25 protein-coding genes, 1 tRNA gene and 1 pseudogene are annotated in these 21463 nt (G+C 70.6%); 18 read left to right on the top strand and 9 right to left on the bottom strand.

The features are described 5' to 3' along the window. Positions 1 to 108 precede the first annotated feature (108 nt). Complete coding sequence (locus ACFSL4_RS28250) at positions 109 to 441, top strand: hypothetical protein (RefSeq protein WP_381088782.1); 333 nt, start codon at positions 109 to 111, stop codon at positions 439 to 441. Between the two features lie 7 nt (positions 442 to 448). Here the strand turns inward: ACFSL4_RS28250 and ACFSL4_RS28245 are convergent, their stop codons facing one another. Together ACFSL4_RS28245 and ACFSL4_RS28240 are read right to left on the bottom strand one after the other, a co-directional pair. After that, positions 449 to 1033: a nicotinamidase gene (locus ACFSL4_RS28245; protein ID WP_381088779.1), complete on the bottom strand. Its 585-nt coding sequence runs from the start codon at positions 1031 to 1033 to the stop codon at positions 449 to 451. Between the two features lie 387 nt (positions 1034 to 1420). After that, positions 1421 to 2749 carry a nicotinate phosphoribosyltransferase gene (locus tag ACFSL4_RS28240; RefSeq protein ID WP_381088776.1) on the bottom strand — a complete coding sequence of 443 codons (1329 nt, stop codon included), beginning with the start codon at positions 2747 to 2749 and terminating at the stop codon, positions 1421 to 1423. Between the two features lie 142 nt (positions 2750 to 2891). On the opposite strand from ACFSL4_RS28240, the gene clpS reads away from it, so the two are divergent. From clpS to ACFSL4_RS28200, 8 genes are all read left to right on the top strand, one after another. Then, complete coding sequence (clpS, locus tag ACFSL4_RS28235) at positions 2892 to 3209, top strand: ATP-dependent Clp protease adapter ClpS (RefSeq protein WP_381088773.1); 318 nt, start codon at positions 2892 to 2894, stop codon at positions 3207 to 3209. A gap of 48 nt (positions 3210 to 3257) precedes the next feature. Further along, a complete protein-coding gene (locus tag ACFSL4_RS28230; protein WP_381088770.1) occupies positions 3258 to 3863 on the top strand; it encodes a DUF2017 domain-containing protein in 606 nt (201 codons plus the stop codon). A gap of 493 nt (positions 3864 to 4356) precedes the next feature. After that, positions 4357 to 5820: an amino acid permease gene (locus tag ACFSL4_RS28225; RefSeq protein WP_381088767.1), complete on the top strand. Its 1464-nt coding sequence runs from the start codon at positions 4357 to 4359 to the stop codon at positions 5818 to 5820. Positions 5821 to 5951: 131 nt separating this feature from the next. Beyond that, positions 5952 to 6374 (top strand): M67 family metallopeptidase, encoded by a 423-nt coding sequence (locus ACFSL4_RS28220; protein WP_381088764.1) that lies wholly within the window; start codon positions 5952 to 5954, stop codon positions 6372 to 6374. Positions 6375 to 6453: 79 nt separating this feature from the next. After that, positions 6454 to 6549 carry a putative leader peptide gene (locus ACFSL4_RS28215; RefSeq protein ID WP_381088761.1) on the top strand — a complete coding sequence of 32 codons (96 nt, stop codon included), beginning with the start codon at positions 6454 to 6456 and terminating at the stop codon, positions 6547 to 6549. Positions 6550 to 6668: 119 nt separating this feature from the next. Further along, the gene (locus ACFSL4_RS28210; protein WP_381088758.1) at positions 6669 to 6947 is read left to right on the top strand and encodes a MoaD/ThiS family protein; all 279 of its coding nucleotides are present in this window, start codon (positions 6669 to 6671) and stop codon (positions 6945 to 6947) included. 5 nt (positions 6948 to 6952) lie between these two features. After that, entirely contained in the window at positions 6953 to 7903 is a 951-nt protein-coding gene (locus ACFSL4_RS28205; protein ID WP_381088755.1) for a PLP-dependent cysteine synthase family protein, read from the top strand. Positions 7904 to 8098: 195 nt separating this feature from the next. Beyond that, positions 8099 to 8578 (top strand): hypothetical protein, encoded by a 480-nt coding sequence (locus ACFSL4_RS28200; protein ID WP_381088752.1) that lies wholly within the window; start codon positions 8099 to 8101, stop codon positions 8576 to 8578. Positions 8579 to 8593: 15 nt separating this feature from the next. On the opposite strand, the gene ACFSL4_RS28195 is transcribed toward ACFSL4_RS28200, so the two are convergent. Further along, a complete protein-coding gene (locus tag ACFSL4_RS28195; RefSeq protein WP_381088749.1) occupies positions 8594 to 9031 on the bottom strand; it encodes a type II toxin-antitoxin system PemK/MazF family toxin in 438 nt (145 codons plus the stop codon). Positions 9032 to 9302: 271 nt separating this feature from the next. On the opposite strand from ACFSL4_RS28195, the gene ACFSL4_RS28190 reads away from it, so the two are divergent. Continuing rightward, positions 9303 to 10055 carry an MBL fold metallo-hydrolase gene (locus ACFSL4_RS28190; protein WP_381088746.1) on the top strand — a complete coding sequence of 251 codons (753 nt, stop codon included), beginning with the start codon at positions 9303 to 9305 and terminating at the stop codon, positions 10053 to 10055. A 77-nt stretch (positions 10056 to 10132) separates the two neighbouring features. Here the strand turns inward: ACFSL4_RS28190 and ACFSL4_RS28185 are convergent, their stop codons facing one another. After that, entirely contained in the window at positions 10133 to 11344 is a 1212-nt protein-coding gene (locus tag ACFSL4_RS28185; RefSeq protein ID WP_381088836.1) for a PTS transporter subunit EIIC, read from the bottom strand. A 402-nt stretch (positions 11345 to 11746) separates the two neighbouring features. Between ACFSL4_RS28185 and ACFSL4_RS28180 the strand changes: the two genes are divergently transcribed. The 4 genes from ACFSL4_RS28180 to rdgB all read left to right on the top strand — a co-directional run bounded on the left by ACFSL4_RS28180 (position 11747) and on the right by rdgB (position 14039). Further along, complete coding sequence (locus ACFSL4_RS28180; RefSeq protein ID WP_381088743.1) at positions 11747 to 11980, top strand: PTS sugar transporter subunit IIB; 234 nt, start codon at positions 11747 to 11749, stop codon at positions 11978 to 11980. A 113-nt stretch (positions 11981 to 12093) separates the two neighbouring features. Beyond that, positions 12094 to 12825 carry a ribonuclease PH gene (gene rph / locus ACFSL4_RS28175; RefSeq protein WP_381088741.1) on the top strand — a complete coding sequence of 244 codons (732 nt, stop codon included), beginning with the start codon at positions 12094 to 12096 and terminating at the stop codon, positions 12823 to 12825. Positions 12826 to 12991: 166 nt separating this feature from the next. Further along, positions 12992 to 13390 carry a hypothetical protein gene (locus tag ACFSL4_RS28170; RefSeq protein ID WP_381088738.1) on the top strand — a complete coding sequence of 133 codons (399 nt, stop codon included), beginning with the start codon at positions 12992 to 12994 and terminating at the stop codon, positions 13388 to 13390. Between the two features lie 46 nt (positions 13391 to 13436). After that, positions 13437 to 14039 carry an RdgB/HAM1 family non-canonical purine NTP pyrophosphatase gene (rdgB, locus tag ACFSL4_RS28165; protein ID WP_381088735.1) on the top strand — a complete coding sequence of 201 codons (603 nt, stop codon included), beginning with the start codon at positions 13437 to 13439 and terminating at the stop codon, positions 14037 to 14039. Positions 14040 to 14095: 56 nt separating this feature from the next. Here rdgB and ACFSL4_RS28160 read toward each other — a convergent pair. The 4 genes and pseudogenes from ACFSL4_RS28160 to ACFSL4_RS28145 form a co-directional block, all read right to left on the bottom strand. Further along, a tRNA-Leu gene (locus tag ACFSL4_RS28160) sits at positions 14096 to 14179 on the bottom strand. Continuing rightward, positions 14179 to 14375: pseudogene (locus tag ACFSL4_RS28155) on the bottom strand (HNH endonuclease); the annotation flags it as partial. The gene ACFSL4_RS28160 and the pseudogene ACFSL4_RS28155, both read right to left, overlap by 1 nt. Before the next feature lie 356 nt (positions 14376 to 14731). Beyond that, positions 14732 to 15073, bottom strand: a complete 342-nt coding sequence (locus ACFSL4_RS28150) for a GroES family chaperonin (protein ID WP_360982313.1) — start codon at positions 15071 to 15073, stop codon at positions 14732 to 14734. A 43-nt stretch (positions 15074 to 15116) separates the two neighbouring features. Continuing rightward, the gene (locus tag ACFSL4_RS28145; protein WP_381088731.1) at positions 15117 to 15455 is read right to left on the bottom strand and encodes a DUF3618 domain-containing protein; all 339 of its coding nucleotides are present in this window, start codon (positions 15453 to 15455) and stop codon (positions 15117 to 15119) included. Positions 15456 to 15619: 164 nt separating this feature from the next. On the opposite strand from ACFSL4_RS28145, the gene bcp reads away from it, so the two are divergent. Then, positions 15620 to 16087: a thioredoxin-dependent thiol peroxidase gene (gene bcp, locus ACFSL4_RS28140; protein WP_381088729.1), complete on the top strand. Its 468-nt coding sequence runs from the start codon at positions 15620 to 15622 to the stop codon at positions 16085 to 16087. Between the two features lie 90 nt (positions 16088 to 16177). On the opposite strand, the gene ACFSL4_RS28135 is transcribed toward bcp, so the two are convergent. Continuing rightward, positions 16178 to 18589 (bottom strand): transglycosylase domain-containing protein, encoded by a 2412-nt coding sequence (locus ACFSL4_RS28135; RefSeq protein ID WP_381088726.1) that lies wholly within the window; start codon positions 18587 to 18589, stop codon positions 16178 to 16180. Positions 18590 to 18791: 202 nt separating this feature from the next. Between ACFSL4_RS28135 and ACFSL4_RS28130 the strand changes: the two genes are divergently transcribed. The 3 genes from ACFSL4_RS28130 to ACFSL4_RS28120 are packed head-to-tail and all read left to right on the top strand — an operon-like array spanning position 18792 to position 21441. Beyond that, positions 18792 to 19592 carry an ABC transporter permease gene (locus ACFSL4_RS28130; protein ID WP_381088723.1) on the top strand — a complete coding sequence of 267 codons (801 nt, stop codon included), beginning with the start codon at positions 18792 to 18794 and terminating at the stop codon, positions 19590 to 19592. Next, entirely contained in the window at positions 19585 to 20430 is an 846-nt protein-coding gene (locus tag ACFSL4_RS28125; protein WP_381088720.1) for an ABC transporter permease, read from the top strand. The genes ACFSL4_RS28130 and ACFSL4_RS28125 overlap by 8 nt, the downstream gene beginning before the upstream one ends. Positions 20431 to 20436: 6 nt before the next feature. Beyond that, positions 20437 to 21441, top strand: coding sequence for an ABC transporter ATP-binding protein (locus tag ACFSL4_RS28120; protein WP_381088717.1), 1005 nt, complete (start codon positions 20437 to 20439; stop codon positions 21439 to 21441). Positions 21442 to 21463: the final 22 nt, after the last annotated feature.

Raw genomic sequence — 21463 nt, 5'->3', positions numbered from 1 at the left:
GGTCAGAGCATGATCGGCCGCACCCCTCTGGCGGGTCGCGGCCGATCGTGTTTAGGTGCGTCCTGTGGCTCTCTTATTGACATCGGGTCTCACGGGGGTGTGACACACATGGCCGCAGGAGGTTTCTGCAAGCTACCGAACGGCAGCGTGGTGGTGGCGCTGAACCTGCCCAGCCCGGGCTCGGGCAGCGGTTCGGTCCGCGTGCTGGTCCTGGCCCAGAACCGCGCCAGGGCGCTGACCCGTCTGCGCAACCTGGGACTGCGCGCGGTCTACCTGCGCGGGAACGCGGCTCCGCCGACCCCCGACGAGATCACGGCGGTCCTGCACCACCCCGACGGCCTGGTATGGCGCACGGCCCCCGAGGCGGCGGCCCAGGAGCTGTCCCAGGAACTGTGGCACCCGATCAGGTCACTGCTGAGGGAGCGGACGGCGCAGGTCTGAGCCCGCTCTACACCACGGGCTTGCCGGACAGCTCGACACCCGCCCCGCGCATCTCCTCCAGCGCCCGCTCCGTGGTCTCCTCGGCCACGCCGGCAGTGAGGTCCAGCAGCACATGGGTGCGGAAGCCGTGCCGCACGGCGTCCAGCGCGGTGGCGCGCACGCAGTGGTCCGTGGCGATCCCCACCACGTCCACCTCGTCGATCTCCCGCGCCCGCAGCCAGTCCCCGAGCGGCACCCCGTTCTCGTCGACCCCCTCGAAGCCGCTGTAGGCCGCCGCGTACGCCCCCTTGTCGAACACGGCGTCGATGGCGCCCGAGGCGACCGCGGGGGCGAAGTTCGGGTGGAAGCCCACCCCCTCCGTGCCCGCCACGCAGTGTGCCGGCCACGAGCGGACGTAGTCCGGGTTGTCGGCGAAGTGCCCGCCGGGCGCGATGTGGTGGTCACGGGTGGCGACGACATGGCGGTATCCGGCGGGGGCCTGCCCGATCAGCTCGGTGATCGCGGCGGCCACGTCGGAGCCCCCCGCCACCGCGAGGCTGCCGCCTTCACAGAAGTCGTTCTGCACGTCTACGACGATCAGGGCGCGGCGCATGGTCGATGTCCTTCGGTTCGGCGGCGGTCGGAGTGGAGGGACCCGGGCCCGGCCGTCTGTACGAACTACCGAGCCTAGGGACTTCGCGGGCGGGACGGGAGGGGGTGAGCGGCGGTCGGTCGGGTGCGCGGGTGCGCTGCCGTTGCATTCCCGCCGGCCGCCCGTTCATGCGCCCGGCCGAATGGCCGGGCGGGGTGTGCGCCCAGCGAGAACCAAGCGGGTACTGCGTGTCGAGCGGGAACCGAGTCGGCACAAGCACTGCTCGGCTTTGCTGCACATACGGGGCAGGTTCCGTTCCGGCCGGTACTGAGGGAGTAAGCCCTTCAGGTCAGCTGACCTGCGGGGCTTACTGAGCCGGGAATCCCCTTGCTTCGGCTGGGGGAGGGTTCAAACGTACTCGGTCGGGATCACCGGCTCCCCGCGCGACAACTGCGTCGCCGACAGCGGCAGACCGGCGCGCGCGGCCGCGTGCCGGTCACGGACCACGTCCAGCGGTTCGCGGGCGACGACCTGGCCGCCCTTGATCAGCTGGACCGGCAGCTGCCGGTCCACCAGCTCCTGCGGAACCGGTCCGCTGCCGATCACCTCGGCCTCCGCCACCCCGTGCTCGTCGAGCCGCCGTGCCGCCCACTTGCGCCCGCCCATCGACGTCTTGCCGCCGGAGGACCTCTTCGCCACCGGCACCAGCGGGGCCTTCGGGTCCGCCGATTCGGCGCGGGCGACCAGCTTGTAGACCATCGAGGCGGTCGGATGGCCGGAGCCCGTCACCAGCTGGGTGCCGACGCCGTAGGCGTCCACGGGTGCCGCCCGCAGTGAGGCGATCGCGTACTCGTCCAGGTCCGACGTCACGATGATCTTCGTGTCGGTGGCGCCCAGCCTGTCGAGCTGCTGCCGCACCCGGTGCGCGATCAGCAGCAGATCCCCGGAGTCGATCCGCACGGCGCCCAGCTCGGGCCCGGCGACCTCGACGGCCAGGCGCACGGCCTCGGTGACGTCGTACGTGTCCACCAGCAGCGTGGTGCCCCGGCCGAGCGAGTCGACCTGGGCGCGGAAGGCGTCCCGCTCGCCGTCGTGCAGCAGCGTGAAGGCATGGGCGGACGTCCCGACCGTCGGGATCCCGTACCGGAAGCCGGAGGCCAGATCGGAGGTGGTCGCGAAGCCGCCTATGTACGCGGCGCGCGCGGCGGCCACGGCGGCCAGCTCGTGGGTGCGCCGGGCACCCATCTCGATCAGCGGCCGGTCACCGGCGGCGGAGGCCATGCGGGAGGCGGCGGCCGCCACCGCGGAGTCGTGGTTGAGGATGGACAGGATCACGGTCTCCAGGAGCACGCACTCCGCGAAGGAGCCCTCCACCCGCATGACCGGTGAGCCCGGGAAGTACACCTCGCCTTCCGGGTAGCCCCAGACGTCGCCGCCGAAGCGGTACGCGGCCAGCCACTGCAGGGTCTCCTCGTCGACGACCCCGCGCTCCCGCAGGAAGCCCAGCACGCCGGCGTCGAAGCGGAAGTTCTCGACCGTGTCCAGGACGCGCCCGGTGCCCGCCACGACCCCGTAGCGGCGGCCTTCGGGCAGCCGCCGGGTGAAGACCTCGAAGACGGAGCGCCGTTCGGCGGTGCCCGCCTTGAGGGCGGCCTGGAGCATCGTCAGCTCGTAGTGGTCGGTGAAGAGGGCCGTGGAGGGAACGTCCACCGGCAGCCCAAGGTCCGCTACGCCCACGAAACCTCTCCTCGCAGAGGGGACTGGAGTACGGCCGCTGATCGTACCCTCATCTCGTCAGTTTGACGATTTGTGGGTGGGTGCGCGGTGGGCGGGAGCGGCACGGGGCTCGTTTGTGCGTGCACCGCCCTGTGGTGGCAGCATGGGCCGTGTGACGGCTCCCGCACCCCTAGAGATCGAACAGACCGAGTCGGTGGAGGAACATTTCGCCGTACCCGAACCCGATGTCCCGTGGGTCACGGTCGTCCACAACGACCCGGTCAACCTGATGAGCTATGTGACGTATGTCTTCCAGACGTACTTCGGCTACTCCAAGGACAAGGCCACCAAGCTCATGCTCGACGTCCACCACAAGGGCAGGGCGGTGGTGTCGGCCGGCACGCGCGAGGAGATGGAGCGCGACGTCCAGGCCATGCACGGCTACGGTCTGTGGGCCACCCTCCAGCAGGACCGCAAGTAGCCCAGGACCCCCCGTGGCCGGCAGGCCCGTCAAGCAGCGAAAGACCCCATGCCAGGACACTTCGAACCGCTCACCGGCGGCGGCGCGGCCGTCGCACTCGACGACGTCGAGATCTCGATCATCCGGTCGCTGGCCGTGCAGCTGCTGGAGCTCATCGGGCCCGGCCCGGCCGAGAACGGCTCCGGCGACCCGCTCGCCGAACTGTTCGCCGAGGGTCCCAGTGAGCCGCCCTCCGACCCCGTGCTGCGCCGTCTGTTCCCGGACGCGTACAGCGGTCCCGGCGGTGAGTCCGCCTCGCCCGGGGAGGCCGAGGAACAGCGCGCGTACTCCGCCGAGTTCCGCCGCTTCACCGAGAACGACCTGCGTGCGCGCAAGCGTGAGAACGCCCTCGCGGTGATCCGCTCCCTGGACGCCCTGACCTCGGAGAACAAGGAGGGGGGCGTGCTCGAGCTCTCGCGCGGGGAGTCCGAGCAGTGGCTCGGCGCCCTGAACGACCTGCGGCTGGCGATCGGCTCGCGTCTGGAGGTCGTCGACGAGGACGACACCGACCACCTCTACGGTCTGCCGGACGAGGATCCGCGTAAGCCGATGGTGATGGCGTATCTGTGGCTCGGTGGCCTCCAGGAGACGCTCATCACCACCCTGATGCCCTGACATCTGCGGACAACGGGCCCCGTTCGGTGCCTGTCCCGGGTCTCGTTCGGTGGCCGTTCCCGGGTCCTGTTCGGTGCCTGTCCCCGGGGTCCCGTTCGGCGGCCGTCCCGCGCCCGCCCGACGGCCGTCGGCGGTCATGCGGTGCCTCGTGCCGTACCGTCCGGCGGTCATGCGGCGATCATCCGGCGTCCGCTCAGGGGACACTCAAATCCGGATAACGATCATGTCACCGTTGTGGCCGCATATGTCCGCTCAGGTGCCCATCTGCCCGCTTCTTACCGTGCCGTGCGTCACATGTCGCACGGCCGGTCCACGACGCGGCCGTGATACATCTTCACGACCGCCCGGCGGGACGCCACCCATGTTCCGCCGGGTGCGCCACCGAGTCGGCGGACCGCCGGCCAGGCACAGCTCCATCACATCCGGGGGGGACCGGAAAGCGGTCCGAAGCCACGGGACTGGCTCGGACCGGAGTGGAGAAAGGCGCACCAACATGACCTCGTCGCAGGTCGGCAAGCAGCACGACGAGCAGCACGACCGCAGGGGAGTCGTGGGCGGCGACGCCCCCGAGGAGGGGTACGAGCGCGGGCTCGGCAGCCGCCAGGTCCAGATGATCGCGATCGGCGGCGCGATCGGCGTCGGCCTCTTCCTGGGCGCCGGGGCGAACATCGCCAAGGCCGGGCCCAGCCTGATCGTCATGTACGCCCTCGCGGGCGCGATCGTGTTCTTCATCATGCGGGCGCTCGGCGAGCTGCTCCTGTACCGCCCGGTCTCGGGCTCCTTCGCGGAGTACTCCCGCGAGTTCCTCGGCCCGTTCTTCGGCTACTTCACCGGCTGGACGTACTGGCTGATGTGGGTGGTGACCGGCATGGCCGAGCTGACGGCCGCCGCGATCTACGTGCACTACTGGTTCCCGTCGATCCCGCAGTGGGTGACGGCACTGGTCTTCCTGGTGGTCCTGTTCGTGGCCAACCTGATCTCGGTGAAGCTGTTCGGAGAGATCGAGTTCTGGTTCTCGATGGTCAAGGTCACCGCACTTGTCGGCATGATCGTGATCGGCCTGGGCGTGCTCACGCTGGGCTTCAGCGCCGCCGGTGACACCGCGTCGGTGGCCAATCTCTGGCAGTTCGACGGCTTCTTCCCGAAGGGCGTCGGCTCCTCGCTGATGACGCTGCAGGGCGTCATGTTCGCCTACCTCGCGGTGGAACTGGTCGGTGTCACGGCCGGTGAGTCCGACAACCCGGAGAAGACCCTTCCGAAGGCGATCAACACCCTGCCCTGGCGTATCGCGCTCTTCTACGTCGGCGCTCTCACCGTCATCCTGTGCGTGGTGAAGTGGACGGAGTTCGCGCCCGGAGTGAGCCCGTTCGTCGAGGCGTTCGCGAAGATCGGCATCCCGGCCGGCGCGGCCATCGTCAACTTCGTGGTGCTGACCGCGGCCCTGTCCTCGTGCAACTCGGGCATGTACTCCACGGGCCGCATGCTGCGCACCCTCGCGGACAACGGCGAGGCCCCGAAGGGGTTCGGTCGGCTGTCGTCGTCGAAGACACCGGCCCTCGGCATCACGGTCTCCGTCGCCTTCATGGGCATCGGCGTGATCCTCAACTACGTCGTCCCGGAGAAGGCGTTCGGCTATGTCACCTCGGTGGCCACCGCGGCCGGCATCTGGACCTGGCTGATGATCCTGATCAGCCACGTCCGCTACCGCCGCGCGGTCGGTGCGGGCCGGCTGCCCGCCTCCTCCTTCCCGGCGCCGGGCGGTGTGGTGTTCAGTTGGACCGCGATCGTGTTCCTGTTCGTCGTCACCTGCCTGATCGCCTACGACGCGGACTCCCGGGTCTGCCTGTACGTCATGGCGGTGTGGGCGGCGGTGCTGGGCGGCGGCTGGGCGGCGCTGAGGGTGCGCAACCCGCAGGTCACCGAGCAGGGCGAGCGGGCGTTCGAGCGGGTCGGCTGAGCCACCGCGCACCGCGCCGCGGAGGCCGGGCCCGCGTGGCCCGTCGCCCAGGGTGTCCGCCATGTGGACCGTCCTGTATCACTCATTGGTACGGGACGGCCCCGCTCGATTGTCTGCTTATCCTGGCCAGCATGCTGACCATCACCCAGGCCCTCGTCGACCGGATCGTCGCCCACGCGCGCCAGGACCACCCCGACGAGGCGTGCGGCGTCGTCGCGGGCCCGGCCGGCTCGGACCGTCCCGAGCGCTTCATCCCGATGCTGAACGCAGCCCGCTCCGCCACGTTCTACGAGTTCGACTCGGGAGACCTGCTCAAGCTCTACCGCGACATGGACGACCGCGACGAGGAGCCGGTGATCATCTATCACTCGCACACCGCCACCGAGGCGTACCCGTCCAGGACGGACATCTCGTACGCCAACGAGCCCGGCGCCCACTACGTGCTGGTGTCGACCGCCGACGCGGACGACGCGGGCCCGTTCCAGTTCCGCTCCTTCAGGATCGTGGACGGCGAAGTGACGGAGGAGGAGGTCAAGGTGGTGGAGAGCTACTGATCCCGCAGTTCGGTCAGAGTTCATCCACCATGCGAGATCACACTCGGGGCACCGGGGTGGGAATCGATACGATGACCCCATGGTTCTCCACGACGTGAGCAAGAAGACGCCGGGCATGCTGCTCGTGGCGCGGCTGCACGTCGACCTGTGCAGGCTGAACAGCGCCATCTGTTGACGCCGACCTGCCGCCGTTCGGCCGTGAGCCGCGGCACCCCCCCCGCGTACGACTAGGACTACGCTCCCGCGCCGCCGCGCGCCCACCGACCTGACTTCTTCCGACAGGAGCCCTCAACCATGGCCATCGAGGTCCGCATCCCCACCATCCTGCGTCAGTACACCGACGGGCAGAAGGCCGTCGACGGCAGTGGGGACACCCTCGCCGAGCTGTTCGCCGATCTCGAAACCCGCCATGCGGGCATCCAGGCCCGCATCGTGGACGGCGGCGAGCTGCGCCGCTTCGTCAACGTCTACCTCAACGACGAGGACGTCCGCTTCCTCGACGGCATCAACACCAAGGTCGCCGACGGCGACAACGTGACGATCCTGCCGGCCGTGGCCGGCGGTATGGCCTGATTCCCATGAGATACGACTCCCCGCTCGCCGCGGTCGGCAACACCCCCCTGGTGCGCCTGCCTCGGCTCTCGCCGTCCGACGACGTGCGCATCTGGGCCAAGCTGGAGGACCGCAATCCGACCGGCTCGGTCAAGGACCGCCCCGCGCTGTTCATGATCGAGCAGGCGGAGAAGGACGGCCGGCTGACCCCCGGCTGCACGATCCTGGAGCCCACCTCGGGCAACACCGGCATCTCCCTGGCGATGGCGGCGAAGCTCAAGGGCTACCGCATGGTGTGCGTGATGCCGGAGAACACCTCGCAGGAGCGCCGGGACCTGCTGGGCATGTGGGGCGCCGAGATCATCTCCAGCCCGGCCGCGGGCGGCTCGAACACAGCGGTGCGCGTCGCCAAGGAGCTGGCGGCCGAGCACCCGGACTGGGTGATGCTGTACCAGTACGGCAACCCGGACAACGCGGGCGCCCACTACGCCACCACCGGGCCCGAGATCCTCGCCGACCTCCCCTCCATCACGCACTTCGTGGCCGGACTCGGCACCACCGGCACGCTGATGGGCGTGGGCCGCTATCTGCGCGAGCACAAGCCCGATGTGAAGATCGTCGCGGCGGAACCGCGCTACGACGACCTTGTGTACGGCCTCAGGAACCTGGACGAGGGCTTCGTACCGGAGCTGTACGACGCGTCCGTGCTGACGACCCGCTTCTCGGTCGGCTCGGTGGACGCGGTGACCCGCACCCGCGAACTCCTCCAGCAGGAGGGCATCTTCGCGGGCGTCTCCACGGGTGCCGCCCTGCACGCGGCCATCGGCGTCGGCAGGAAGGCCGTCAAGGCGGGCGAGAGCGCCGACATCGTGTTCATCGTGGCCGACGGGGGCTGGAAGTACCTGTCGACCGGCGTCTACACGGCCGCCACGACGGAGGAGGCCATCGAGGCGGTGCAGGGGCAGCTCTGGGCGTAGCGCGGTGACGCGCCGGGGCCCGGGGCAGCAGCCCCCGGGCCCCGCTTCCGTCCCAGTGAGTGTCATGCTCATGGCCTTACATGCCCTCCGTCGCCCCGGCCCCCTCGCGGTCCGGGGGAGCGGAGGGGATCCTGATGCACGGGGGAAACGTCACATCGGCATCAGGGTCCGGGCACGGCAGAAAGGCGGCCACCCATGCGCCGTACGACGCTCCACCTTACGACCGGCCTCGCTCTCTCGGCGGTGATGCTCCTCCTCGCGGGCTGCGGCGCGCAGAACGGCGGCACCAGCCCCGGGAGCGGCACCAGCCCCGGGAGCGGCACCGCGGCGCCGTCCTCCACGCGCACGGCCGGGGACTGCACGGCCGGAGCCTCGCTCACCGCGGCGGACACCGGCCGCACCGTGTGCCTGACGGTGGGTGGCCAGCTCCGCCTCATGCTGGACGGCACCAAGGAGCGTCCCTGGACCCCCGTCACCGCCCCGGGCGGCGCGCTGAAAGCCATCAACGCCGGCTTCGTCATCCAGCCCGGTGACGCCGTCGCCGCCTTCGAGGCGGTAGCGCCCGGGACGGCACGGCTGACCGCGACCCGCCCCCTGTGCGCCAAGCGGCCCGGGCAGACGTCGTGCCCGGGCATCCAGCAGTGGACCGTCACGGTCGAGGTGATCCGGCCATGAGACGCCCCGGTCCCCTCAGCCCGCCAGATACCGCACCTGATCCCACAGCACGGGGTCCACCACGCCGACCCGCCGCCGGAAGTCCCACAGCGGTACGTCGCGCAGCTCGTCCGTCTCCAGGAAGCCGGGCCGGCCCTCGGCATCGCCCACCGCTCCCGGAGGCAGCGCGATCACACCCGGCCGTTCGTCGTGGTACCTGGTGGTGATCTCCGCCACCGTCGCGCTGTCCCCGCGCACCGTGAGCACCAGGCACGGCCGGTCCCTGCCGCCCGGCCGGTTCCCGTACGGCATGCTCGCCCACCAGATCTCGGCCGGCCGGGGATGCACCCGGGGGCGCCCCGGCGGCCGCCCGGACGCCCGGCGGCGATGACCGCGCCCCCAGCCGTCCACCAGCGTCGCGACCAGCGCGAGCAGTACCACCGCGGCCAGCGCCAGCCACCAGGACGTGTCCATACCGATGACGGTACCGGCGGCCACGCCCCGACGCCCGCCCTGCCGTCCGTCACCCCTGACCGGTGCGCCGCGGGGCACGCGCCCCGACGTGCGCCCCGCACGCCTCTGGTCCAGCCGAACCGGTGACAGGTCAGGTGAGTTCCCCCACAACAGCCCCTGGCGGAGGAGCGACCGGCCCTTTTGCGCCTTACGCTCGACGGACCGCACGACCCCCGTCAGCGTTTCCGTCCATGCCTTCTGCTATTCCTGCCAGCGCGGAGGTTCCAGCTTTATGAAGCTCACCGTCGTCGGCTGCTCGGGGTCGTTCCCGTCCGCGGAATCGGCCTGTTCGAGCTACCTCGTCGAGGCCGACGGCTTCCGGCTGCTTCTCGACATGGGTAATGGCGCCCTGGGCGAGCTGCAGCGCCACTGCGGTCTCTACGACCTCGACGCGATCTTCCTCAGCCATCTGCACGCCGACCACTGCATCGACATGCTCGGGTACTTCGTCGCGCGCTACTACCGCCACGACGGCGGCCGGGCCGACCCGATCCCGGTCCACGGCCCCGAGGGCACCGAGCAGCGCCTGACCACCGCCTACGCCGACACGCCCTCGGCCTCCTCGATGAGCGAGGTCTTCGACTTCCACACGGTCAAGCCGGGCACGTTCGAGATCGGCCCCTTCACCGTGCACACGGAACGTGTGGTCCACCCGGTGGAGGCGTACGGCATCCGGGTCGAGCACGGCGGCAGGGCGCTCACGTACTCCGGCGACACGGGTGTGTGCGAGGGCCTGGTCGAACTCGCCCGTGACACGGACCTGTTCCTGTGCGAGGCCGCGTTCACCTACGGCAAGGAGAACATTCCGGACCTGCACCTCAACGGCCGCGAGGCCGGGGAGACGGCCGCCCGCGCCGGAGCCCGCCGCCTGGTCCTCACCCATATCCCCCCGTGGACGGACCCCCAGGTCAACCTGGCGGACGCCCGTGTGGCCTACGCCGGCCCGGTGGAGCTGGCGGTGCCGCGGGCCTCGTACGAGATCTGAGCGCACACACGGTGTCGCCCGGACCGCCGAGCGGTCCGGGCGACACCGTTGTTTCGGGCGTGCCGCCGCCGGCGGTGCTACTTGGCCTCCGCCTTCTGCAGCTCCGCGAGTTCCTCGTCGGACTCTCGGCCCGGCGTGGGCAGGTTGAACTTGATGATCGCGAAGCGGAAGACCGCGTAGTAGATCCCCGCGAAGCACAGGCCCACCAGGACCAGGCCCCACGGGTTGGTCGCGATGCCGAGGTTCAGTCCGAAGTCGACCACGCCGGCCGAGAAACCGAAGCCGTCCTTCATTCCGAGCGCCCAGGTCAGCGCCATGGAGACGCCGGTGAGGACCGCGTGGATCGCGTACAGGACCGGCGCGATGAACATGAAGGTGAACTCGATCGGCTCGGTCACGCCGGTGACGAAGCTCGTCAGGGCGATGGAGAACATCATGCCGCCGACCACCTTGCGGCGCTCTGGCCGGGCGCAGTGCGCGATGGCCAGGCAGGCCGCCGGGAGACCGAACATCATGATCGGGAAGAAGCCCGTCATGAACTGGCCGGCGCCCGGGTCGCCGGCGAGGAAGCGGGCGATGTCGCCGCTCTTGCCGTGGTAGTCGCCTGCCTGGAACCACGGGAACGAGTTCAGCAGGTGGTGCATGCCGATCGGGATGAGCGCGCGGTTGGCGATGCCGAAGATGCCGGCCCCGACCGCGCCCGAACCCACCAGCCACTCACCGAAGTTGTGCAGCCCCGTGCCGAGGACGGGCCAGATGTAGCCGAAGACGATGCCGATGACCAGCCCCGCGAAGGCCGACAGGATCGGCACGAGCCGGCGGCCGCCGAAGAAGCCGGCCCAGTCCGGCAGCTTGGTGCGGTGGAAGCGCTGGTAGAGCAGGGCGACGACGATGCCCATCACCACACCGCCGAGGACCTTGGCATCCACGGGCTCGTTCCCCATGACGACCTTGCCGTCGGCGACCTGCGCCACCTTCGGCAGGTTCTTGTCGGTGAACGTGGCCAGCACGTTCTTGAAGACCAGGTAGCCGACGACCGCCGCGAGCGCCGTCGAACCGTCCGACTTCTTGGCGAAGCCGATCGCGATGCCGACGGCGAACAGCAGCGCCATGTTGTCGAGGATCGCGTTGCCGCCGGCCGCCATGAAGCCCGCGATCTCGGTGAGGAAGGAGGGGAAGGACGGGCGACCCAGCATGTCGGTGTTGCCGAGGCGGACCAGGAGGGCGGCGGCGGGCAGGACCGCCACCGGCAGCATCAGGCTGCGGCCGATGCGCTGCAGAACAGCCATCGCCCCGGCGCCCCTCTTCTTCTCGGCCGCGGGGGCGGCGCTGAGCGTGGACACAACTTCCTCCAGTGGGCAAGGCGCCGCCCGGGGACAGGGGAAGGGGGGACGGCGGCGTCTCCTGTGTGCGACACGGCGGCGCACCCGGGACCGGGGCGGCCGCGCATGGTCTACACCACATGTGGTGTAGACCTGTTGTAGCACGGTGGAGGCGGGATGAGGAACCCGTCATTTCTGTGGCCTCGGGCATGGGGGAATAATGCCGCACTCCTGGCGAAAACCCCCGGGTCGGGTTCCGGGCCCCCCGAGGCCGGGGTGCCACCGGTACGGCCGCAGGAGTTTGGCGACCCTCCCCGAGGTGGTGTAGACCAGTTGGCGACACAGCGGTTCGGACCAGGGAGACAGGACATGGCCAGCAAGGCAGAGAAGATCGTCGCCGGGCTCGGCGGCATCGACAACATCGAGGAGATCGAGGGCTGCATCACCCGGCTCCGCACCGAGGTCGCCGACCCCTCGCTGGTCGACGAGGCCGCCCTGAAGGCCGCCGGCGCCCACGGCGTCGTCAAGATGGGCAGCGCGATCCAGGTCGTCATCGGCACGGACGCCGACCCGATCGCGGCGGAGATCGAAGACATGATGTGAGCCGCACCGGCCCCGCGCCCCCACTGCGCCGGGTCGTGCGCGCATGTGAGGGAGGGGGTCCCTCCCCCCCCCGTGGAAGGGGCCCCTCCGGTGTATACGGCTAGGCTCGGGCCATGTCTCGAATCGACGGCCGCACCCCCGAACAGCTCCGCCCCATCACGATCGAGCGGGGCTGGAGCAAGCACGCCGAGGGCTCCGTCCTCGTCTCCTTCGGCGACACCAAGGTCTTCTGCACCGCCTCCGTCACCGAGGGCGTGCCGCGCTGGCGCAAGGGCGGCGGGGAGGGGTGGGTCACCGCCGAGTACGCCATGCTGCCCCGCTCCACCAACACCCGGGGCGACCGCGAGGCGGTCAGGGGCAAGATCGGCGGGCGTACGCACGAGATCAGCCGGCTCATCGGCCGCTCCCTGCGCGCCGTCGTCGACTACAAGGCCCTCGGCGAGAACACGATCGTCCTGGACTGCGACGTGCTCCAGGCGGACGGCGGCACCCGCACCGCCGCGATCACGGGCGCGTACGTCGCCCTCGCCGACGCGGTGGCCTGGGCGCAGCGCAAGAAGCTCGTGAAAGCGGGCCGGCAGCCGCTGACCGGCACGGTCTCGGCCGTCTCCGTCGGCATCGTGGGCGGCGTGCCGCTCCTGGACCTCTGCTACGAGGAGGACGTCCGTGCCGAGACCGACATGAACGTCGTCTGCACCGGCGACGGCCGTTTCGTGGAGGTGCAGGGCACGGCGGAGGCGGCGCCCTTCGACCGCGAGGAGCTGAGCGCCCTGCTCGACCTGGCGGTCGCGGGCTGCGACCGGCTGGCGGCGGTCCAGAACGCGGCGCTGGAGGCAACCGCGTAGCGCCTCCCGGCGTTTTCAGGGATAGTCGCGTGGCCGACGCGGCGGGCGCGCGGACACCACCGTGCGCCCGCCCGCGGCCTCGTACGACCATCGACACCGCGGGCGAGCCGGACCGGTCGGCGCGTCCACGGAACCGTGCAGCACCGTCAACGGGAGGAACCGTTCCATGGCCGCGCGCCACCGCCGACGCACCGTCACCGCCGTGCTCGCCGCCGTCGCCGTACTCGCCGCCGTGGGCGCGAGTTCGGGCTGCGATGCCGTCAACAAGGCGATCGACTGCGTGCAGACCGCCGATGCGATAGCCGACAGCGTCACCGACCTCCAGCAGGCCGTCGAGAACGCGGCCAACGATCCGACACAGGCCGGCGCGTCCCTCGACTCCATCGAACGGAACCTGGACAAGATCGGCGACAAGACGGACAACGTCGACGTCAACAAGGCGGTCGACGACCTCCGCAAGGCCGTCGGGAACGTCCGCGACGCCGTCGAGAACGGCGACAAGACCCCCGACGTCGGCCCGGTGACGGACGCGGCGGGGGAGCTGACGAAGGTGTGCACGTCGTGAGGGGGAGGGCGCGGCGGACGGTGGCGCGGCACGGATACTGGTGGGCATGACCCGCCTGATCCTCGCCACGCGCAACGCCGGAAAGATCGCCGAACTGAAGGCGATCCTCGCCGACGCGGGCCTCCCGCACGACCTGGTCGGCGCGGACGCCTACCCCGACATCCCCGACGTCAGGGAGACGGGCGTCACCTTCGCCGAGAACGCCCTCCTCAAGGCACGCGCCCTGGCCGAGGCGACGGGCCTGCCCGCCGTGGCCGACGACTCGGGCCTGTGCGTCGACGTCCTGAACGGCGCGCCGGGCATCTTCTCGGCACGCTGGGCGGGCAGGCACGGCGACGACAAGGCGAACCTGGAGCTGCTCCTGGCCCAGCTCGCGGACATCGACGACGCCCACCGGGGCGCCCACTTCGCCTGCGCGGCCGCACTGGCGCTGCCCGACGGCACGGAACGGGTGGTCGAGGGGCGGCTGCCCGGCAGGCTGCGCCACGCCCCGGCCGGGACCAACGGCTTCGGCTACGACCCGATCCTCCAGCCGGAGGGCGAGCTACGGACCTGCGCGGAGTTGACGCCCGAGGAGAAGAACGCGATCAGCCACCGGGGCCAGGCGTTCCGGGCGTTGGTGCCGGTGGTGCGGGAACTGCTCGGCTGAGACAGCGCACGGGGAACGGCCCGCGCGTCGATGCTTCGACTCGCAGGCCGTTTGTGTGCGGCGGAAGGGATTCGAACCCTCAAGCCCGATCAAGGGCCACAGATCCTAAGTCTGCTGCGTCGCCATTGCGCCACCGCCGCTAGCTGCCCACAATCGTACCGGGAGTCGTCTGCCGTCTTCCGCCTCCCCTGCACCACGTGCTTGTGAACGCGTGGCAGTTGGGGCACGGGAGCCGGAGATTCTCACGGCGGTTGTCGCCCGCTCACCGTTGACGTGATCCGCTTCCAGCGTCATGGGCTTTCAGAGCCACTCAGGACCGCTCCCGCACCCGGCGCACATACGTCCCTTGCCGCGCTCCCGGTAACTGGCCGGTGTGGAACGGCAGTCGGGGCACAGCTGGCACAGGTCGCCGATGCGGTTGTGGTGCCCGTCGCCATCGACACCCCCCTCGCGCTCGAAGTGCGAGACCTCCACGCCCAGCCTCTCCGACGCCTCCGACAACGTCCGCGACGCCCCGGCTGCTTCCTCCAGGCGCTGCCTGGTGTACGCGCCGGCTCCCATCGGTTCCCCTCTGTTCTCGGCCACGCGTTCGTGGCCTCGTACGGAGTGACGAGCCGTTTGCCGGGCAGTCACGAAGAGGCATGCGAAAGGGGCTGGCGACGAGGGTCACCAGCCCCATTTTCCGGTTTGGCCTACAAGTACAGCCCGGTGGAATCCTCCGACCCCTCGAAGCGGTCCGCCGCCACGGCGTGCAGATCGCGTTCACGCATCAGGACGTACGCGATCCCGCGCACCTCGACCTCCGCCCGGTCCTCCGGGTCGTACAGGACCCGGTCGCCCGGCTCCACGGTCCGTACGTTCTGCCCGACCGCGACGACCTCGGCCCAGGCGAGGCGCCGGCCGACGGCCGCGGTCGCGGGGATCAGGATGCCGCCGCCCGACCTGCGCTCGCCCTCGGCGGCGTCCTGCCGCACCAGCACGCGGTCGTGCAGCATCCGGATCGGCAACTTGTCGTGGTGGGTCTTCTCGCTCACACCCCGAACCTACCTGCCTTCGACGGTTTCGTGCGCGGCCGGGTCAGCCCCTGCGCCGCCGGGAGCCCAGGGCGAGCAGCCCGACGACCCCGACCGCGACCAGTGCCACGGGCACGATGCGCTCCAGGCGCGGCGTGCCCTCCTGCGTGACCAGCTGCCCCTTCACCTGGCTGACGACATGGTTGGCCCGGACGTATGCGCGTCCGAACGTGTGGTCGACCTGAGAGACGATCTTGGCTTTGACGTCCCCGGCGATCGTCTTCGGGTGCACCCGGACGCCGATCTCGTCGAGCGTCTCGGCCAGCGTTTCGCGGCGGCGCTTGATGTCCGCCTCGATCTGCGCCGGAGTCCTGGTGTCCGGTGTGCTCGACGTGTCCGCCACCGTGCTTCCTCCGTGGTCGTGTGCGACGTGTTCCGCGTAATTCCCGCATCTGTGGTCGACAGTCTGTCAGCTCGGCGCCAAGCGCACCCCCGCGGCACCCCTATGGGGGTCCGGAAGGGCATTAGGCTCGTCGGGCAACCTGCCCCTTGCCCTGTGAGGTACCGATGAGCGAGCGACTCCAGCCCGGCGACCCCGCCCCCGACTTCACCCTGCCGGACGCGGACGGCAACGAGGTCTCCCTGGCCGACCACAGGGGACGCAAGGTCATCGTGTACTTCTACCCGGCCGCGCTGACCCCGGGCTGCACCAAGCAGGCGTGCGACTTCACGGACAACCTGGAGCTGCTGGCGGGCGCGGGCTACGACGTCATCGGGATCTCCCCAGACAAGCCGGAGAAGCTGGCGAAGTTCCGCGAGAAGGAGCAGCTGAGGGTCACGCTCCTCGCCGACCCCGACAAGAAGGTCCTGGACGCGTACGGCGCCTTCGGCGAGAAGAAGCTGTACGGCAAGACGACCGTCGGCGTCATCCGCTCCACGGTGATCGTGGACGAGGAGGGCAAGGTCGAGCGCGCGCTGTACAACGTGAAGGCCACGGGGCACGTGGCGAAGATCATCAAGGATCTGGGGATCTGAGTCGCCGCCTCCCACGGGAAACGGCCCGCGCCGGATCGATCCGACGCGGGCCGTTCGAGGTCGCGGCTGTGCCGCCCCTGCGGCCGGTGCCTATGACCGGCGGCTCGGCACGGCCAGGAGTCCCGCCGTCGTCGTGCCGCCCGTCGAGGTGCCGGACCCCGTGGTCCCCCCGGACCCGGTGGTCCCCCCGGACCCGGTCGTGCCGCCGGTGTCGGTCGTGCCGCCCGTGGTCGTCCCGCCCGTGTTCGTGGTGCCGCCGGTGTCGGTCGTCCCCCCGGACCCGGTGGTGCCCCCGGTGTCGGTGGTGCCGCCCGTTCCGGGCGTGCCGCCGGTGGTCTGCCCCAGGCTCTGACCCTGGTCCTGGCCGGGCGTGGGCGGGGTGCTCGTCGTGCCGCCGTTGTCCTGGGCGCCGGGGCCGCCCGGCGACTCGGTCGCGGGGCTCGTGGGCGGCTCCACGACCCGGTCGGCACCGTCCTGGAGGCGGAGGTCGAAGCCCTTGACCGGCTTGCCCTTCAGAGCCGCCTTCGTGAACTGGGCCCAGATCCGGGCAGGTGCGCCGCCGCCGTTGACGCGGGCCTGGCCCATGGCGCCGTACAGCGACTCGTGCTCGCCCGTGTCCGGGTCCTGGCCCATCACCGAGACCACCGTCGCCAGCTGCGGGGTGTAGCCCGCGAACCAGGCCGCCTGGTCCTCCTCCGCCGTGCCCGTCTTGCCGGCGGCGGGCCGCCCGGCGGCCTGCGCCGCGGTCGCGGTGCCGTTGTCCACCACGCTCTGCAGGACGGCCGTGGTGGTGTCGGCCGCTTCGCGGCTCACCACCTGCTCCGCCCGCCGCTGTGGCAGCGGCACGTCGTCCGTGCCGTCCTTGGAGATCTTCTTGACGAGCGTGTACGTGCCGTGCCTGCCGTGGTTGGCGAGCGTCGCGTACGCCTCCGCCATGTCGAGGACGCTCGCGGTGGCCGTGCCGAGCGCGATCGACGGGTACGGCTCGAGGTCGGGGGTGTTTCCGGGCACCCCGAGGGCGACCGCGGTCTCCTTGACCCGGGACGGGCCGACGTCCACCGCCATCTGCGCGTACACCGCGTTCACCGACTTGTCCGTGGCCCTGCGGACGGTGATCGGGCCGTAGGAGACGTTGTCCTCGTTCTCGGGCGCGTACGCCCCGCCGCTCCAGCCCTGCACCGGGCGCTTGTCGGTGCCGTCGTACACCGTGTTCGGGGTGATCGTGACGCCGTCCTGGGTCCGGGAGGCGTTCTGCACGGCCGAGGTGAACACGAACGGCTTGAACGTGGAACCGACCTGGTAGTCGCGGCGGGTCGCGTTGTTGACGTACTGCTTGGTGTAGTCGATGCCGCCGTACATCGCGACGACCTCGCCGGTCGTGGGGTCGACGGCGACGCCGCCCGCGCGGACATAGCGGTCGACCTTGCGGTTCTTCTTGTCGAGGCGGGACATCACCTGGTCGTCGACGGCCTTGACGAAGGCGTCCTGCCTGGGCTTCTGCAGGGTGGTGGTGATGCGGTAGCCGCCGGCGGCCAGGGTGTCCTCGTCGATGATCTTGTTGGTGGCGAGGTAGTCCTTGATCGCCTGGACCAGGTAGCCGCGCTGGCCGGACATGCCGGTCGCGAACACCTGCTGGCGGGGCGCGGGGAACGTCACCTTCGCCCGCTGGGCCGGGCTCAGCCAGTGCTTCGTCACCATGCCGTCGAGGACGTAGTTCCAGCGGGCCAGGGCGGCCGTCCTGTTCTCGGGGTGCGCGATCACGTCGTACTCGCTCGGCGCGTTCACCAGCGCCGCGAGGTAGGCGCCCTGACCGACCGTGAGGTCCTTCGCGTCGACGCCGTAGTACGCCTGCGCCGCGGCCTGGATGCCGTAGGCGTTGCGGCCGAAGTAGCTGGTGTTGAGGTAGCCCTCCAGGATGTCGTCCTTGCTCTTCTCGCGGTCCAGCTTGATCGCGATGAAGAACTCCTTCACCTTCCGCGTGACGGTCTGCTCCTGCCCCAGGTAGTAGTTCTTCACATACTGCTGGGTGATCGTCGAGCCGGACTGCCTGCCCTTGCCCGTGGCCGTGTTCCAGCCGGCCCGGATCATCGCCTTCGGGTCGATCGCGGACTCGGAGTAGAAATCGCGGTCCTCGGCGGCGAGCACCGCGTGCTGGGCGTCCTTGGAGATCCGGGCGAGCGCCACGCTCTCCCGGTTGACCGAGCCGTCCCGGGCCAACTCGCTGCCGTCCGCGTACAGATACACATTGCTCTGCTTGGTCGCCGCCGCGTTCGCCGGCGGGATCTTGACCATGTAGTAGCCGAGCGCGAAGAGGCCGATCAGGAGCAGGACCACGACGACGAGGGTGCCGAGCACCATCCGCCAGGTCGGGATCAGCCGGCGCCACCCGGTGCGCCCGGGCCGCTTCGGCTTCCCACCGGGCAGCGGCCCGGGAACCGCGGGCTGCGGATCTCCGGACGCCCCTGCCGGGCTGCTCTGCTGCGGCTGCGGTTCCTCGCTCATCGTGGTGCCGGACTCCCGTTTCGCCTCGTACGTTCCCGTACGCCCTCGTACGCCATCTGCGTCCCCCGATGAAGACTGTCGCACCAAGCGTTCCGTTCCCGGCACGGCGGCGTGTCGTGCGGAAAAAACGTGTGGTACGCCACTTCGTCCGCGCGTTAGGCTTCTGCGCTTCGGCCCGGCACACCTCGAAGGAGGGTTCTCCGTGGGGACAGGGCGGTTGTACGCCGCCGTCGCCGCCGGTGGTTTCCGGCGGTACGCGACCTACCGGACCGCGACCGCGGCGGGGGTCTTCACCAACACAGTCTTCGGGTTGATCCTGGCATACACCTACATCGCCCTGTGGCACGAGCGACCCCACCTCGGGGGGTACGGCGAGGCAGAGGCGTTGACGTATGTGTGGATCGGGCAGGCGCTGCTCGTGGTGGTCTCCGTGATGGGCGGCGGCTTCGAGGACGAGCTGATGGAGCGCATCCGGACCGGCGACATCGCGGTCGACCTGTACCGGCCCGCCGACCTCCAACTGTGGTGGCTGGCCGCCGACCTGGGCAGGGGGCTGTTCCAGCTGCTGGCCCGGGGCGTGATCCCGATGGGGGTCGGCGCGCTCCTCTTCCCGCTCGCGCTGCCCACCCGCCCGTCGGCCTGGGCGGCCTTCCTGGTCGCCGTCGCCCTCGGCACGGTGGTGAGCTTCGCGATCCGCTTCCTGGTCGCGCTCAGCGCGTTCTGGCTGCTGGACGGCTCCGGTGTGGCCCAGATCTCCTGGATCACGGCGACGTTCTGCTCGGGGATACTGCTGCCGCTCAACGTCTTTCCGGGCGCGCTCGGCGAGATCGTGCGCGCCCTGCCCTGGGCGTCGCTGATCCAGGCACCCGCGGACGTCCTGCTGGGCACGGCGGACCCGGTGGCCGTCTACGCGCGCCAACTCGCCTGGGCCGCCGCGCTGCTGGCGGCCGGGCGGATGCTCCAGTCGGCGGCGACCCGGCGGGTGGTGGTCCAGGGTGGCTGAGACGGCGCACGGGGGCGTGCGGGCGTACGGGCGCGTGCGGGAGGGCCTGCGCGCCTACCGGCTGATCACCGCCATGTGGATCCGCTCCACGATGGCCTACCGCGCCTCCTTCGTGATGACGACCCTCGGCAACTTCGCGGCGACCGCGCTGGACTTCGTCGCCATCCTGCTGATGTTCTCGCGGGTCGACGTGCTCGGCGGCTACCGGCTGCCCGAAGTCGCCTTCCTGTACGGCCTCTCCGCGACCGCCTTCGGGATCGCGGACCTCGCGATCGGCTCCATGCACCGGCTGGGGCGGCGGGTGCGCGACGGCACCCTGGACACCCTCCTGGTGCGTCCCGCGCCCGTCCTCGCGCAGGTCGCCGCGGACCGTTTCGGGCTGCGCAGGCTCGGCCGGGTGACCCAGGGGGCCTGCGTCCTCGGGTACGCCGTCGCCGCGCTCGACGTCGCCTGGACCCCCCTGAAGGCGGTGATGGTTCCGATGATGCTGCTCAGCGGCAGCGTGATCTTCTGCGCTGTGTTCGTGGCGGGCGGGGCCTTCCAGTTCGTCGCGCTGGACGCCTCCGAGGTGCAGAACGCGTTCACCTACGGCGGCACCACGCTGCTGCAGTACCCGCCGACGGTCTTCGCGAAGGAACTGGTGCGCGGGGTGACCTTCGTGCTGCCGCTCGCGTTCGTCAACTGGCTGCCCGCGCTGTACGTGCTGGGGCGGCCCTATCCGCTCGATCTGCCGGTCTGGTTCGCCTTCGCCCCGCCGCTCGTCGCGGCGGGCTGCTGCGCACTGGCGGGGCTGGCCTGGCGTGCGGGACTGCGTTCGTACCGGAGCACGGGGAGCTGAGGGCCCATGACGAGTGGCTTCATCGAAGTGGACCGGGTGGAGAAGGTCTTCGACGTGCGCAAGAGAACCGGATTCCTCAAGAGCGAGCGGCGGCGGGTGCGGGCCGTCGACTCGATCTCCTTCACCGTGGCGCGCGGTGAGATGGTCGGCTACATCGGCCCGAACGGCGCCGGGAAGTCCACCACGATCAAGATGCTGACCGGGATCCTCACCCCGAGCGGCGGCCGGCTGCGCGTCGCCGGGATCGACCCCGCGCGCGAGCGGACGCGGCTCGCGCAGCGCATCGGCGTGGTGTTCGGGCAGCGCACGACCCTGTGGTGGGATCTTCCGCTGATCGACTCCTACCGGCTGGTGCACCGTATGTACCGCATCCCGGACGGGCGTTACCGCGAGAACCTCGACCGCTGCGTCGAACTCCTCGAACTGGGCGGGCTGCTGGACGTGCCGGTCCGTCAGCTCTCGCTGGGGCAGCGGATGCGGGGCGACATCGCGGCGGCGCTGCTGCACGACCCCGAGGTGCTGTACCTGGACGAGCCGACCATCGGCCTCGACGTGTTCTCCAAGGCCAGGGTGCGCGGCTTCCTGCGGGACCTGAACAACGAGCGCGGCACCACCGTCCTGCTGACCACGCACGATCTGCAGGACATCGAGCAGTTGTGCTCGCGGGTGATGGTCATCGACCACGGGCGCCTGATGTACGACGGTCCGCTCGCCGGGCTGCACGAGGTGGGCGAGAGCGAGCGCACCCTGGTCGTCGACCTGGAGCGGGAGCTGCCGCCGGTCGAGGTGGCGCACGCGCGCGTGGTACGGGTCGAGGGGCCGCGGCAGTGGCTCGCCTTCCCGGCGTCGCAGTCGGCGGCCCCGCTGGTGGCGCACATCGCCGCGCGGTACCCGCTGGTGGACCTGTCGGTGCGGGAGCCGGACATCGAGGCCGTGATCGCGAAGATGCTCCGGACACGCGAGGACGCCCCGCAGTCCCCGCCGGGGCAGGCGGAGCGGGCGGTCTCGTAGCCGTCGGCGCGGCGAACTCGTA

The organism is Streptomyces caeni, from assembly GCF_042678285.1.
Taxonomy (GTDB): domain Bacteria; phylum Actinomycetota; class Actinomycetes; order Streptomycetales; family Streptomycetaceae; genus Streptomyces; species Streptomyces caeni.
This window is presented reverse-complemented; position numbering and strand designations above follow the sequence as displayed.